The sequence below is a fragment of the Enterobacter sp. P82 genome (assembly GCF_037053385.1).
In the GTDB taxonomy this organism is placed as follows: Bacteria; Pseudomonadota; Gammaproteobacteria; order Enterobacterales; family Enterobacteriaceae; genus Enterobacter.
On record NZ_JBALHX010000001.1, the window covers coordinates 429,297 to 444,690 of the forward strand.

Here is a 15,394-nt window from a genome sequence, read left to right on the forward strand (position 1 = left end):
AAATATGTGGGAATGGATTACATTCACCGACATGACGTCGGACTTACGGGAGTATCACATGACTGATATTGCACAGTTGCTTGGCAAAGACGCCGACAGCCTTTTACAGCATCGTTGTATGACCATTCCAGCCGACCAGCTCTATCTGCCTGGTCACGACTACGTTGACCGTGTAATGGTTGATAACAACCGTCCGCCTGCGGTCCTGAGAAATATGCAGACGCTCTACAACACCGGGAGACTCGGCGGCACCGGGTATCTCTCTATCCTGCCGGTTGATCAGGGGGTTGAACATTCGGCCGGTGCATCTTTTGCGGCTAACCCGCTCTATTTCGATCCAAAGAACATTGTTGAGCTGGCGATTGAAGCGGGCTGTAACTGTGTGGCGTCGACCTATGGCGTGCTGGCATCCGTTTCACGTCGCTATGCCCACCGTATTCCGTTCCTCGTGAAGCTGAACCACAACGAAACCCTCAGCTACCCGACAGAATATGACCAGACCCTCTACGCCAGCGTAGAGCAGGCGTTCAATATGGGCGCGGTAGCCGTCGGGGCGACCATCTACTTCGGTTCCGAGCAGTCGCGCCGTCAGATTGAAGAGATCTCTGCGGCCTTTGAACGCGCGCATGAGCTGGGGTTGGTGACGGTGCTGTGGGCGTACCTGCGTAACCCGGCGTTCAAAAAAGACGGCGTGGACTATCACGTGTCCGCTGACCTGACCGGCCAGGCGAACCACCTGGCGGCGACCATCGGAGCAGATATTGTGAAGCAGAAAATGGCCGAGAATAACGGCGGGTACAAAGCGGTAAACTTTGGTTACACCGATGACCGTGTCTATAGCAAGCTGACCAGCGATAACCCTATCGACCTGGTGCGCTACCAGCTGGCGAACTGCTATATGGGACGCGCGGGGCTTATCAACTCCGGTGGTGCGGCGGGCGGTGATACCGACCTGTCCGACGCGGTGCGTACGGCGGTGATTAACAAACGCGCGGGCGGCATGGGGCTGATCCTGGGCCGTAAAGCGTTTAAGAAATCAATGGCCGATGGGGTAAAATTGATCAATGCCGTTCAGGATGTGTATCTGGACAGCAAAGTAACGATTGCCTGACGCCTCTATCTCCCTCTCCCGGTGGGAGAGGGTTGGGGTGAGGGCATCATCGTGCACTGTGTAAAACATCAGCGCAAAAGCGCACAATCTGGCGGCAATCTGCATTGTAGCGCGCCGGGCAAAACTTCTATGCGGAAATGCTTCCCGCTCAATGGCTCTCCGTCCAGATTAAACGTCATCCCGTGCGGAGCATTCACTTCAAACCATGCTGATTTCCCGTCAATAATATTCGGGCTCTCTTCCGGGCGGGTCAATGTGGTAAACAGTGCGGGCAGCAGTCCATCACCTGTGAAAATACGCAACTGCAGCTGACCGTCATTAATCAGCGCTTCCGGGCAAAGCTGTTGCCCACCGCCTGCCTGACGGCCATTACCGATACCAATCACCAGCGCGTCACCTTGCCACTGAAAATCTTCACCGCGAATTTCACAGCGGTCTGGCTTCAGGGTGTCCATCCGCATCAGTCCATGGATCAGGTATGAAACACCGCCCAGCGCCGCCTTCAGTTTTTCCGGCGTTTCGCTGGTAATGCGCGTACCAAATCCGCCGGTCGCCATATTGATAAAGCAGGTTTTGTCATTCACCTGGGCAATATCCACGGCGGTGGCCTTGCCAAGGATTGCCAGCTGGAGTGCTTTCTCTAAATCTTCCGGGATCCCGACGCTGGTAGCAAAATCATTGGCGGTGCCGAGCGGCAAAATCCCCATTACCGGGCGGTTGGCCTGGTTTAAATCAATCAGGGCAGACGCGATCTCATTGATGGTGCCATCACCGCCGCCGGAAATAATGGTTTTGACACCCAGGCCGAGCGCTTCATTGATATAACGTGCCGCGTCGCCTTTTTCCCATGTCACTCGCACGTGAATATGCGCACCGTCTTTACGCAAACCCTGAATTGCCTGACGCAACAGATCGTTGCCTGCACTTTTGCCATTGAGAATCAATAAACTGTCTGGATAGGTTGCCATCCGCGCTGCTCCCTTTTTTAGCGTTAGTAAGAGTGTATAGCAGGCAGGAAAAAAGCGCGTAAGAACAGGATGAAAGGGAAAAAATAAGCCCGCGTAAGGGAGATTACGCAGGCTAAGGAGGTGGTTCCTGGTACAGCTAGCATTTATGGGTTATGTTTTTCAGCGCTGAGGATAATACCCGTATTGAACGAAGCGGTATGTGATCCGTTTCTAAGAATTATCCCAGCGTGAAAAAATTCCCCTGATTAACTATTTGCTGTGTGGGTTTCGGGTGCTTTCACCATCGAAATTGCGCATCAGCAGTGCGAACTTCAGCTCCACCTCTTCCGGAACCGGCAGCCAGACGGTATGACCGTCACCCGGTGCAACTTCAATCGCTTCGCCTTTGCCGTTTTCCAGGTGTTCCAGCGTGAAGTTCATGTTGCCTTGCGGGGTCATCAGCTCCAGGCTGTCGCCTTTGGTGAACTTGTTTTTCACCGCCACAGCCGCCAGCGCGCCTTTGCGCTCGCCGGTGAAGTCACCGACAAACTGCTGACGCTCGGAAACGGAGTAGCCGTGCTCGTAGTTCTGGTAGTCGTCGTGGGTGTGACGGCGCAGGAAGCCTTCGGTATAGCCGCGGTGCGCCAGACCTTCCAGGGTTTCCAGCAGGCTGGTATCGAACGGTTTACCGGCGGCGGCATCGTCGATGGCCTTGCGGTAGACCTGGGCGGTACGCGCGCAGTAGTAATAGGATTTGGTGCGGCCCTCAATTTTCAGTGAGTGCACGCCCATCTGGGTCAGACGCTCGACGTGGGCGATGGCGCGCAGATCTTTCGAGTTCATGATGTAGGTGCCGTGCTCGTCTTCAAAAGCGGTCATGTACTCGCCCGGACGTTTGGCTTCTTCAATCATAAACACGCTGTCGGTTGGCGCGCCGATGCCCAGCGTAGGCTCAACGTTGGTCACCGGAATCGGCTCATGCTTGTGAACGATGTTGCCGATGTCATCTTCTTTACCTTCCTGGACGTTATACTCCCAGCGGCAAGCGTTGGTGCAGGTGCCCTGGTTCGGGTCGCGCTTGTTGATATAACCGGAGAGCAGGCAGCGGCCGGAGTAGGCCATGCACAGCGCGCCGTGAACGAAGATTTCGATTTCCATATCCGGCACCTGGGTGCGGATCTCTTCGATCTCTTCCAGCGAAAGCTCGCGGGACAGAATGACGCGGGTCAGCCCCATCTGTTTCCAGAACTTCACCGTCGCCCAGTTAACGGCGTTAGCCTGTACGGAGAGGTGAATATCCATCTCCGGGAAGTTCTCCCGAACCAGCATGATTAAACCCGGGTCCGACATGATCAGCGCGTCCGGCCCCATATCCACCACCGGCTTCAGGTCACGGATGAACGTTTTCAGCTTGGCGTTGTGCGGCGCGATGTTCACCACCACGTAGAATTTTTTACCCAGGGCATGCGCTTCGTTGATGCCGAGCTGGAGGTTCTCGTGGTTGAATTCGTTGTTGCGCACGCGCAGCGAGTAGCGCGGTTGGCCCGCGTACACAGCATCGGCACCATAAGCGAAAGCGTAACGCATATTTTGCAGCGTTCCCGCCGGGGAAAGGAGTTCCGGTTTAAACATGTTTGTTCTCGTTCTGATGACAGGTCAGATCCGCGTGCACCCGGTGCAGCGGTAAGGGGAGATCCCCCACTTTAAGGGCGGGCATTGTAGCGCTGCGGGACGGGGAGGTAAAGCGCCGGGGCGTTACGCCACTAACCCGGCGAGTTTAAACTGTGTCAGGTGTTGTCTTTTACGGTTTGGCTCGGACCATTAGTTTTCACTGATGCAATGCCCTTATCCCGCGATTGCTCAGATGCGTACATCTGGCTGGTGCCAATCACCTGATGATTGCCCGCTTTGAGGTTGAAATGAAATTTGCCGTTAGAGGCTATTTTCTTCTCATAACGCTCCTCCAGCGGGCTGTTTGAGCGCACGGAGGCAATACCGTTCTCAGCGGCACTTTTGGTGGTGTACAGCTCACTGGTAAGAATGGTTTCTGCGTTCCCTGCTTTAAGAACGAACCTGAACTGACCATCACTACTCTTGCTTAATTCGTACCAACCAGACATAAGAACTCCTTGATCGAAAGTGAATTTATCAGTGCCGATGATAAATAAACGCATCGGTAAAGAGAGTATGGTTGATTATCGTGTGGATTCCAGAAATGAAAAACCCGCCGGTGGCGGGTCTGATAGCGAAAATGTCACGCAATCCTGCACGCATCCGCTTCCCATCGATACCCCACGCCATACACCGCGCGAATAAATGACTGCTCGGCATCCAGCGCTTCCAGCTTACGGCGCAGGTTCTTGATATGGCTGTCGATGGTGCGGTCGGTCACCACCCGGTAATCGTCATACAGGCGGTTCAGCAACTGCTCGCGGGAGAAGACTTTCCCCGGTTCGTGGGAGAGGGTTTTCAGCAGGCGGAACTCAGCAGGGGTCAGGTCCAGCATCTTGTTACGCCAGCTTGCCTGAAAACGGCTTTCATCCACAACCAGCGGACTTTCTGCGTCCAGCACCTGCAGTTCGCGATGTGGCTTGCAGCGGCGCAGAATAGTTTTCACGCGGGCGACGACTTCACGTGGGCTGTAGGGTTTACAGATGTAATCATCTGCACCGATTTCGAGACCCAGCAGGCGATCAATCTCTTCAATTTTGGCAGTGACCATGACGATAGGCACGTCGGAGAAGCGACGAATTTCACGGCACAGGGTCAGGCCGTCGGTACCGGGGAGCATCAGATCCAGCAGGATCAGGTCCGGCGGCGTCTGGCGCACGTACGGCAACACCTGGTCGCCATGATTAATCAGCGACGGGGCATAGCTTGCCGCGCGTAAATAGTCGATCAGTAACTGCCCAAGTTTCGGCTCATCTTCCACAATCAAAATACGTGGCGTGTTTTCGTCAATCGGTAACTCGGTCATGCTTCTCTCGATAAATCCCGTTCCAGGGGTAACTCTACTGTAATGCTAACCCCGCCAAAAGGCGAATGGGCGGCGCGGATCGTGCCATTATGCGCCTCAACGATGTTAACGCAAATCGCGAGTCCCAGGCCGGAACCGCCGCTGGCACGGTTGCGCGAACCTTCGGTACGGTAGAAACGCTCAAACAGTTTTTCCAGCTGTGCGTCCTGCACGCCGGGGGTGGAATCGGCAAAGGTCAGGGCAAAGTTCCCGTTTTCCTGTTTGCCGGAGATATGCAGCCCGCCACCGCTGTCGGTGTAGCGCAGGCTGTTTTCCAGTAGGTTGTTGAAAAGCTGCATCAGCCGGTCTTTGTCGCCAAACACCACCGCGCTGTCTGGCAAGGAGAGATCAATTTTCAGATTGCGGCTGGCAAAACGTTCCCGGAAAGCGCCGGTGGTGACTTCCAGGACGCTAATCACGTCGACGGGCGCTTTCTGGTAAGCCAGCGCCCCTTCGTCGGACATAGAGAGCTGGTGGAGGTCATCCACCAGTTTGGTGAGCGTGCCCACTTCGGCCTGCAATGAGGCCACCGATTCAGGCGTGAACTGGCGTACACCATCCTGAATGGCCTCCAGCTCGCCGCGCAGCACCGCCAGAGGGGTGCGCAGCTCGTGCGAAATGTCGGCCATAAAATCGCGGCGCATCTGCTGGTTTTTCTCCAGGGTACTGGCGAGCTGGTTAAAGTCCTGAGCCAGCTTACCCAGTTCATCCTGGCTGCGGGTATCGACGCGGGTCGTGAAATCTCCAGCGGCCAGCTTGTGCGTGCCCTCCACCAGCCGTTTCACCGGGGCGAGCAGACCGCGCGCCAGCGGGAAGGTGGCAAGCGCGGCGAGCAGGGTGGAGAGGGCGACAATCAACCAGCTTGTCCGGCGCTGCTGACGGTCAAAGTTAATATCGGTATTGCGCGTCAGGCGCTCCACCGGCGAGGCGATAACCCAGCCGACGGTCGCGTTATTCACTTTGATCGCACGACGGGTGCCGTCCGGCGGAATTGGCGCACGCGGGCCAACCAGCTGGCGCATATCCTGATCGATCACCCAGAACTGCGTGCGCCAGCCGTGCGGGGGCATGCCTGGCCCAGGGCGATCGTCACCGGTGTCATGCTCAAGCGAGCGCAAGATCTGGAAAATAAAGCGGTCGTTATTGCGCAGAAAACGCCAGTTGCCGTGCTGGGCGTACTGTTCACTCAGCGCATCGCTTAAGCCCTGTAAACGCTGTTCATTGCCATGCTTGATGTAATCAATAAAACCGCGCTCAAAGCTGATCCGCACGGCCCAGTGCATGGTGATCAGCAGGACAATACAGGTGGCAAATATTGCGACAAAGAGCTTACCGGTAATGCCCGGTCGCCAGAATTTCATGATTCACTCCTTTTACTGCGCCGGATAACGACATTCTTGCTGGTATCATCAGGCACTCTGGCGAAGATGAAAGCGGGCAGGGCGATGATGACCGCCATGCTGAGATAGGTGTATAAAAAGACCTGATGCGCGACCGGGGTATCAACGCTGAGATGGTGTTGTCCGTACATACCGAGCAGTAAACCCGCTACGGTGACGCCCACGCTCATCGACAGTTGCATAACCATCGACAGCAGGCTGTTGCCGCTGCTCGCCATATCGTCCGGCAGGTCCTTCAGCGTCAGCGTGTTCATCGACGAGAAGCGCATGGAGTTAATGATCCCCTGGCAGAACAGCACCAGCGGCAGAACGTAGTACCAGCCCATCAGCGCCACGGCCATAAACAGCAGGCTGACCAGCGCCAGACCCAGCGTGGCGGTTACCAGCACGTGACGGTAGCCAAAGCGGTTCACTACCTGCACCACGATTCGCTTCATTCCCATGCTGCCGAGCACCATCGGGATCATCATCAGGCCCGCGTGGAACGGCGAAAATCCCATTCCGATTTGCAGGAAAACGGGTGTCATAAACGGCAGCATGCCGCTGCCGACTCGCCCGGCGAAGCTGCCGAACAGGCCAAGGCGATAGGTCGGGTTTTTAAACAAGTTCAGGCTGAACAGCGCTTTATCGTTACCTCTGGCGTGCCACAGGTACCACAGTATGGCGGTAACGCCGAGCGCGATCAGGAGCCCGAGCGTCAGGGGCGAAATCCCAAGACCTTTTTGTCCGTCGAGTGCCAGCGTCAGCGTTGCCATTCCTCCCGCCAGCAGGATAAAACCAAAGAAATCGAAGCGTCGGGTTTGCATGGTGTAGTTGGGCATCAACGCCAGAGTGGCAATGGCACCGATGATGCCGACAGGGAGGTTGATTAAGAAGATCCAGTGCCAGGACGCGTATTCCACCAGCATACCGCCCAGCGCCGGGCCCAGCAGCGGCCCCACCTGACCGGGAAGGGTCACAAAGGTCATTGCCGCCATGTATTGCTCACGTGGAACAATCTTCATAACCGTTAACCGCCCGACGGGCACCATCATCGCCCCGCCAACGCCCTGCAACACCCGTGCCATGATTAGCTGGTCGAGGGTGTTGGCCTGAGCGCAAAACAGCGAACCCGTGGTAAACAAGACGATCGCGGTAAAGAAGATATTCCGCACGCCGACTTTGTCCGCCAGCCAGCCGCTGGCCGGCAGCATCACCGCAACCGTCAGTACGTAGGAGACAATCACCATATGCATATGCAGCGGACTCTCCCCCAGACTTTTCGCCATCGAGGGGAGGGCGGTATTGACGATGGTCGTGTCCAGCGACTGCATAAAGAAGCCGAAGGCGACAATCCATAATTGCCAGCGAACGTTAGCGGGGAGGTCGGTCATTTATTCGGTCACCGTAGTTCTGTTTTTTCGCGAAAAACGCAGTCGCAGACGGTCAAAGAAGAGATAGACCACCGGCGTGGTGTACAGCGTCAGCAGCTGGCTCATGACCAGACCGCCGACAATGGTGATCCCCAGCGGCTGGCGCAGCTCTGAGCCGTCTCCGCCCGAGATAACCAGCGGCAGCGCGCCAAATAGCGCCGCCAGGGTGGTCATCATGATCGGACGAAAACGCAGCAGACAGGCCTGGAATATCGCCTCTTCTGGCGACAGGTTACCGTTACGCTGAGCTTCCAGCGCGAAGTCCACCATCATGATCGCATTTTTCTTCACAATGCCGATTAATAGCATGATCCCGATTAAGGCGATTAAGCTGAATGGCGCACCAAACAACTCCAGCGCCAGCAATGCCCCGACACCCGCCGACGGCAGCGTCGAGAGGATCGTCAGCGGATGAACGTAACTCTCATACAGTACGCCAAGCACAATATAGACCGTGGCAATGGCGGCCAGGATCAAAATCACCTGCGAGTTCATTGTGTCCTGGAATACCTGCGCGGTTCCGGCAAAGCTACCGCGTACGGTAGACGGCACGCCAAGCTGCGTCATCGCGCGGTTGATGGCATCACTGGCCTCGGAAAGTGATGAACCGGCTGGCAGGTTAAAGGAGATGGTCGATGCTGCCGACAGCCCCTGATGGTTCACCGACAGCGGCGCGTTGGCAGGCCGCCAGCTGGCGAAGTACGAGAGCGGTATCGCCTTGCCGTCGCTATTGATCACAAACATTTTGTCCAGGGCACTGATGTCCTGGGTGTAACGAGGATCAACTTCCATCACCACCTTATACTGGTTCATCGGCTGATAGATGGTGGAGATCTCGCGCTGACCGAAGGCATTGTTCAGCAGGCTGTTGGCTGCTTCAACGTTAATACCCAGACGCGACATGGTCTCGCGGTCGTAGGTCAGGGCCATCTCTGCACCGTTGTCCTGCTGATCGGAATTCACGTCCGCTAGCTCCGGCAGGGCGGCCAGCGCCTTGCGGATCTTCGGCTCCCACTCGCGCAGGGCGGCTAAATCATCAGAGAGCAGCGTGTACTGATAGCTGGCATTCGCCTGTCGCCCGCCAACGCGGATATCCTGAACGGCCATCAAAAACAGATTGGCACCGGGCTCTTTGGCGAGTTTCACCCGCAGGCGGTCAATCACCTGCTGGGCGGTTTCGTTGCGCTCGCCGCGCGGTTTCAGGGTAATAAACATCATTCCGCTGTTGACGCGCGACCCACCGGTAAAGCCGGTGACGTTATCCACGGCTTTGTCTTCACGAATGATCTTCATAAAGTCCTGCAGCTTACCGCGCATCGCCTGGAACGAAATGCTCTGGTCAGCCTGAATACCGCCCATAAGCACCCCGGTATCCTGCTCCGGGAAGAATGTTTTCGGGATGGTGATGTACATCCAGACATTGAGCACAATGGTTCCGATGAGCACCAGGCCGACCAGACGGGTATGGTTCAGCACCCATTTCAGCGATTTGCCGTAGCGCTCCTGTATGGCCATCAGGATACGGCCAAAGCCTTTACGACGCGGCTGCGAGTGCGGTTTGCTGCGCTTGAGCATCCAGCCGCACATCATTGGCGTGAGCGTAAGGGAGATGATCAGCGAAATACCGATAGCGACGGAGAGGGTGACGGCAAACTCCCGCAGTAACCGGCCCGGCAACCCGCCCATCAGCAGCAGTGGCAGGAACACCGCCACCAGCGACAGGCTCATGGAGAGCACCGTAAAGCCCACCTCGCGCGTTCCCTGAAGCGCCGCCTGTAGCGGTTTGACACCTGCTTCCAGATGGCGGGATATATTTTCCAGCACCACGATGGCGTCATCGACCACAAATCCCGTTGCGATGGTCAAGGCCATCAGCGACAGGTTGTTGAGGCTAAAGCCACACAGATACATGGCGGCAAAGGTACCAATCAGCGACACCGGTACGGCGACTGCCGGGATCAGCGTCGCGCGGCCTGAACGCAGGAACAGGAATACCACCAGTATCACCAGTGCAACGGAGATAACCAGCGTTTGCTCTACCTCTTCAAGCGAGGCGCGGATGGTCGGGGAGCGATCCTGGGCAATCTGCAAATCGATCTCAGCCGGGATCGTCTCCTGCAACACCGGAAGACGCGCGCGGATGCTGTTCACCGTCTCAATAATGTTGGCTTCCGGCAGCTTGCGGATCATCAGCAAAATCGCCGGTTTGGCGTTGGTCATCCCGGCGTTACGCACGTCCTGCACCGAGTCCGTGACGCTGGCCACGTCGCTTAAACGTACCGCTGCACCGTTGTTATAGTGGACGATCAGCGGCTGATATTCGGCGGCAGTTTTTAGCTCGTCGTTCGTCTGGATCTGCCAGCGATGGCTGTTGTTCTCGACGGCACCCTGCGGTTTACGGACGTTGGCAGTGCTGATGGCGGAGCGCATGTCATCCAGCGACACGCCCTGATTGAACAACGCCTGCGGGTTCAAGCCCACGCGCACGGCGGGCAGGGAGCTCCCGCCGACGCTCACGTCACCGACGCCGTTAATTTGTGAGATTGTCTGCGCCAGCTGGGTAGACGCAAAGTCGTAAAGCTGCCCCTGCGAGTAGGTATCCGAGGTCAGCGTCAGGATCATGATCGGCGCATCGGACGGGTTAGCCTTGCGGTAGGTCGGGCGGCTCGGCATTCCGCTCGGGAGCAGGCTTTGCGCGGCGTTAATGGCGGCCTGCACGTCGCGTGCCGCACCGTTAATATCCCGATCGAAGCTGAACTCCAGAATGATACGCGTGCTGCCCAGCGAGCTGCTGGAGGTCATCTCATTAATTCCGGCAATCCGCCCGAGTGAACGTTCCAGCGGTGTGGCGACTGACGAGGCCATCGTTTCCGGCGATGCGCCAGGCAGCGAGGCGCTAACCATGATCACCGGAAAATCTACCTGCGGCAGGGGAGCCACCGGCAGCAGCCGGAAGCCCAGTACGCCGCAAAGGGTGATGGCGAGCGAGATTAAAATCGTCGCCACCGGGCGATAAATGAAGAGAGCGAAAAACTTCACTTATGCCTCCTCTTCACGTTTCGGGAAGCGGCTTTTGGTCCACAGCGCCAGGCGGTCAAACAGCAGGTAGATCACCGGCGTGGTGAAGAGGGTCAGCACCTGGCTCACCAGCAGACCGCCGACCATGCCGATCCCCAGCGGACGACGCAATTCCGCGCCGACGCCGGTACTGAGCATCAGCGGCAGCGCACCCAGCAAGGCGGCCAGGGTGGTCATCAGGATCGGACGAAAACGCAGCAGACAGGCCTGGAAAATCGCATCGCGCGGGTTCATCCTCTGCTCGCGCTCGGCAGCAAGGGCAAAGTCGATCATCATGATGGCGTTTTTCTTCACGATCCCGATAAGCAGGATGATACCGATAATCGCAATCACATCCAGCTCGCTCCCCGCCAGCATCAATGCCAGCAGTGCCCCGACGCCTGCTGTTGGCAGGGTAGAGAGGATGGTGATCGGATGGATAAAGCTTTCATACAGCACGCCGAGCACGATATACATTGCGACCACCGCCGCGACAATCAGCCAGATGGTGTTTCCGAGCGCCGCCTGAAACGCCAGCGTACTGCCCTGGAACTGGGTCTGAATATCGGACGGGAAGCTCAGCGTTTTCTCTGCGGCCAGAATCGCTTCCACGGCTTCGCCAAGAGAATAGTTATCCGGTACGTTGAAAGAAATGGTGGTGGACGGGAACTGGTCCAGATGGTTAATCGACAGCGGGGTATAGCGCTCTTCCACGGTCGAGATGGCGCTTAATGGCACAATCCCCCCGTCTTTGCTGGTCAGGCGTACCGAGTCCAGCCCCGCCAGGCCAGGCGTGTGCTCGGTGTTGTGCTCCAGCACCACGCGATACTGATTCGCCTGAGTGTAAATCGTGGAGATCAGTCGCTGCCCAAAGGCGTTATACAGCGCGTTATCGACGTCTGCCATGGTGATGCCCAGACGGCTGGCGGTGTCACGATTCACATTCACATACGCTGCCAGACCTTTGTCCTGCCAGTCGCTGCTGACGTCAGAGAGCTGCGGCAGGGTTTTTAGCTTATCCACCAGCTGCGGCACCCAGGTGCTGAGAGCGTCCAGTGTGGTGGCCTGTAGCGTGAACTGGTACTGGGTACGGCTGACCTGGGTATCAATGGTCAAATCCTGAATCGGTTGCAGATAAAGTTCCACGCCAGGCACGCGCGCCACGGACTCTTGCAGACGTTCAATCACCGCGTTTACGCGATCGTCGCGCTGACTCAATGGTTTAAGGTTGATTTGCAGACGTGCGCTGTTCAGAGAGGGGTTGGTGCCATCCACGCCGACATAGGAGGTCAGGCTCTCCACCGCCGGATCTTTCATGATGATCTCAGATACCTGCTGCTGCCGCTGGGCCATGTTAGCGAAGGAGACCGACTGCGGTGCCTGAAGCGTGCCCTGAATAATGCCGTTGTCCTGAATCGGGAAAAAGCCCTTCGGGATCACGATCCACAGTAAGACGCTGAGCGCCAGCGTACCGAGTGCCACGCCGAGCGTTGCCCACGGATGGTTGAGCACTTTCGCCAGCAGACGTCCGTACGCCGCGATAACACGTTCAAACATGCGTTCGAAGGCGCGGGAGAAACGGTTTTGCTTGCGCAGGGACTCATGGCTTAGCATGCGGGCGCACATCATCGGGGTCAGCGTCAGCGAGACGACCGCAGAAATCAATATGGCGACCGCCAGGGTCACGGCAAACTCGCGGAACAGACGGCCGACGATATCGCCCATAAACAGCAGCGGGATCAGCACCGCGATCAGCGAGAAGGTCAGCGAGATGATGGTAAAGCCGATCTCGCCCGCACCTTTTAGCGCGGCCGCCAGCGGTTTTTCCCCTTTCTCGATATAGCGCGAGATGTTCTCGATGACCACGATGGCATCATCCACCACGAACCCGGTGGCGATGGTGAGCGCCATCAGCGTCAGGTTATTGATCGAGAAATCAAGGAACACCATCACCGCAAACGTCCCCACCAGCGAGAGCGGGACGGCGACGGCGGGAATGATGGTTGCCGGAACGTTGCGCAGGAACAGATAGATAATCATCACCACCAGCGCAATCGCCAGCATCAGCTCAAACTGGGTGTCGGCGACCGACGCGCGAATATTCGTGGTACGGTCGGAAAGCACTTTTACGCTGACCGATTTCGGCAGGCTTTCAATCAACTGTGGCAGCATGGTGCGAATGCTGTCGGCGGTTTCAATGATGTTTGCGCCTGGCTGACGCTGGACGTTCATCACGATCGCCTGCTGTTTGTTCGCCCAGGCACCCAGCCAGCTGTTTTCCGCCCCTTGTTCGACGGTCGCCACATCACCCAGACGCACCGGCGCACCGTTCTGGTAAGCAATAATCAGCTGACGGTATTCATCGGCGGACTGCATCTGGTCGTTTGCAGAGAGCGTAACGGCACGGGTTGGACCGTCCAGCGAGCCTTTTGCCGAGTTGACGTTAGCATTGCTGATGGCGCTGCGAATGGTTTCGCTGGTCAGCCCCAGTGCGGCAATCGCCTGAGCGTTGAGCTTCACGCGCACCGCCGGGCGTTGCCCGCCTGCCAGTGTGACAAGGCCGACACCGGATACCTGAGAAATTTTCTGCGCCACGCGGGTTTCGACCATATCTTCCACCTGCGTCATCGGCATGGCGGAAGAGGTGACGGCAAGCGTCATGATCGGCGGATCCGCCGGGTTCACCTTGCTGTAGACCGGTGGATTAGGCAGGTCTGACGGCAGCAGGTTGGTGGCCGCGTTGATGGCGGCCTGTACCTCCTGCTCGGCGACGTCCAGCGACAGCGTTAGCTGGAACTGGAGCGTCACGACGGATGCACCGCCGGAGCTCTGGGAGGACATCTGCTTCAGGCCAGACATTTGACCGAACTGGCGCTCCAGCGGCGCGGTAATGGCTGACGTCACCACGTCCGGGCTGGCACCAGGATAAAGCGTTACCACCTGAATGGTGGGGTAATCCACTTCCGGGAGCGCCGAAACGGGCAGGAAGCGATAGCCGATAATCCCGGCCAGCAGAATTGCCACCATCAGCAGCGTGGTAGCGACAGGACGTAAAATGAACAGGCGTGACGGCCCACCTGTCGAGTCTGGAGGCATGACCTGCATCAGGCTTTCTCCCCCTGTTTCGCAGGTTCAACTACTTCCACTTTCGCCCCTTCGGTCAGACGGTCAATGCCGTCCGTGACCACGCGGTCGCCCGCGGAAAGCCCGGCGCTGATGACCACCATCTGGCTGTCCTGAATCCCGGTTTTCACCAGATGCTTGCTGACTTTATTGTCGCTGTTCAGTACCCAGACAAAGTTCCCCTCATTACCCATCTGCAGGGCTGCCGAAGGGATCACCACTGCATTTTCTTCAGTCGCAACCAGCATCCGCGCATTGACGAACTGGTTCGGGAAGAGGGCGTCGTCCTGGTTATTAAACCGTGCTTTGAGCTTGATGGTGCCGGTGGTGGTGTCGATCTGGTTGTCCAGACTGAGCAGGGAACCTTCGCTGAGTTTCTGCTTGTTGGTGCGGTCCCAGGCTTCCACTACCAGCCCCTTACCGGCTTTTTGCGCTTGCACCACCGTCGCAATTTCGCTTTCCGGCAGGGTAAAGACTAAATCGATCGGATGGGTTTGGGTGATCACTACGATACCCGTGGTGTCGCCACTTGAGATTTGGTTACCGATATCGACCTGCTTCAGGCCGACGCGCCCGTCAATCGGCGAGGTGATGCGGCTCCAGTCCAGTTGCAGTTGTGCGCTGGCTACGGCGGCTTCATCGGCTTTAATGGTGCCCTGCGTTTCGTTGACCAGCGACTGCTGGGTATCCAGTTCCTGACGCGATACCAGGTTGGTTTTCACCAGCTGCTGGTAGCGTGCTAAATCGCGCCGGGCGTTGGCGAGCGTGGCGTTGTCTTTCGCGAGCTGTCCCTGCGCCTGGGCCAGCGCCACCTTGAACTGGCTCGGGTCGATTTCCGCCAACAGATCCCCCGCTTTGACCTGCTGACCTTCCTGGAAGTGAATGGCCATCAGTTGGCCATCGACACGGCTGCGTACTGTTACGGTGTTGGCGGCGGTAATCGTCCCAAGACCCGTAAGATAGCGCGGAACGGCTTTATTTACCGCCGTAGCCGCCTGTACAGGTGCCAGCGCACCGCCGCGCATACCGTGACGCCCTCCACCCGTTGGGCGTTGTGGCTGGCTGGTGGCACCCGCGGGGGCTGCGGAGTTTGCGGATTGACTGTGCCAGTACCAGGCGGCGGCAAGGACCACCACAATGATGCCAGCGGCGATTGCCCAGCGGGATTTATTACGGCCTTTCATCGTTATACGTTCTCATCCTGAATACTTCGGGGAATGATACTAGTTTAGTCAGGCAACATAGCGGAAAAATGGAGGAAATATGGAAGACTGTCAGGAATGGTCTGAGTATGGTGCTCTTTTTAGCCGGGTGGAGCGGATACGCCA

The 15,394-nt window shown here is 57.3% G+C and carries 10 protein-coding genes; 1 reads left to right on the forward strand and 9 read right to left on the reverse strand.

The window, feature by feature from the left end; translation table 11 throughout:
* Positions 1-58: 58 nt before the first annotated feature.
* On the forward strand, positions 59-1,111 hold the full coding sequence (gene fbaB / locus WB237_RS01955) for a class I fructose-bisphosphate aldolase (protein WP_045328077.1): 1,053 nt from the start codon (positions 59-61) through the stop codon (positions 1,109-1,111).
* A 68-nt stretch (positions 1,112-1,179) separates the two neighbouring features.
* Here the strand turns inward: fbaB and yegS are convergent, their stop codons facing one another.
* The 9 genes from yegS to WB237_RS02000 form a co-directional block, all read right to left on the reverse strand.
* Positions 1,180-2,079 carry a lipid kinase YegS gene (yegS, locus tag WB237_RS01960; RefSeq protein ID WP_336209775.1) on the reverse strand — a complete coding sequence of 300 codons (900 nt, stop codon included), beginning with the start codon at positions 2,077-2,079 and terminating at the stop codon, positions 1,180-1,182.
* Positions 2,080-2,328: 249 nt separating this feature from the next.
* Positions 2,329-3,690: a prephenate-dependent tRNA uridine(34) hydroxylase TrhP gene (gene trhP / locus WB237_RS01965; RefSeq protein ID WP_049008242.1), complete on the reverse strand. Its 1,362-nt coding sequence runs from the start codon at positions 3,688-3,690 to the stop codon at positions 2,329-2,331.
* 155 nt (positions 3,691-3,845) lie between these two features.
* On the reverse strand, positions 3,846-4,178 hold the full coding sequence (locus WB237_RS01970) for a YegP family protein (RefSeq protein ID WP_336209776.1): 333 nt from the start codon (positions 4,176-4,178) through the stop codon (positions 3,846-3,848).
* Between the two features lie 134 nt (positions 4,179-4,312).
* Entirely contained in the window at positions 4,313-5,035 is a 723-nt protein-coding gene (gene baeR / locus WB237_RS01975) for a two-component system response regulator BaeR (protein WP_114977755.1), read from the reverse strand.
* Positions 5,032-6,435, reverse strand: a complete 1,404-nt coding sequence (gene baeS, locus WB237_RS01980; RefSeq protein ID WP_336209777.1) for a two-component system sensor histidine kinase BaeS — start codon at positions 6,433-6,435, stop codon at positions 5,032-5,034. The genes baeR and baeS overlap by 4 nt, the downstream gene beginning before the upstream one ends.
* Positions 6,432-7,847, reverse strand: coding sequence for an MFS transporter (locus tag WB237_RS01985; RefSeq protein WP_336209778.1), 1,416 nt, complete (start codon positions 7,845-7,847; stop codon positions 6,432-6,434). Before WB237_RS01985 ends, baeS begins: the two co-directional genes overlap by 4 nt.
* Entirely contained in the window at positions 7,848-10,925 is a 3,078-nt protein-coding gene (mdtC, locus tag WB237_RS01990; protein WP_336209779.1) for a multidrug efflux RND transporter permease subunit MdtC, read from the reverse strand.
* Positions 10,926-14,048 (reverse strand): MdtB/MuxB family multidrug efflux RND transporter permease subunit, encoded by a 3,123-nt coding sequence (locus WB237_RS01995; RefSeq protein ID WP_336209780.1) that lies wholly within the window; start codon positions 14,046-14,048, stop codon positions 10,926-10,928.
* A complete protein-coding gene (locus tag WB237_RS02000) occupies positions 14,048-15,250 on the reverse strand; it encodes an MdtA/MuxA family multidrug efflux RND transporter periplasmic adaptor subunit (RefSeq protein WP_336209781.1) in 1,203 nt (400 codons plus the stop codon). Before WB237_RS02000 ends, WB237_RS01995 begins: the two co-directional genes overlap by 1 nt.
* Positions 15,251-15,394 lie beyond the last annotated feature (144 nt).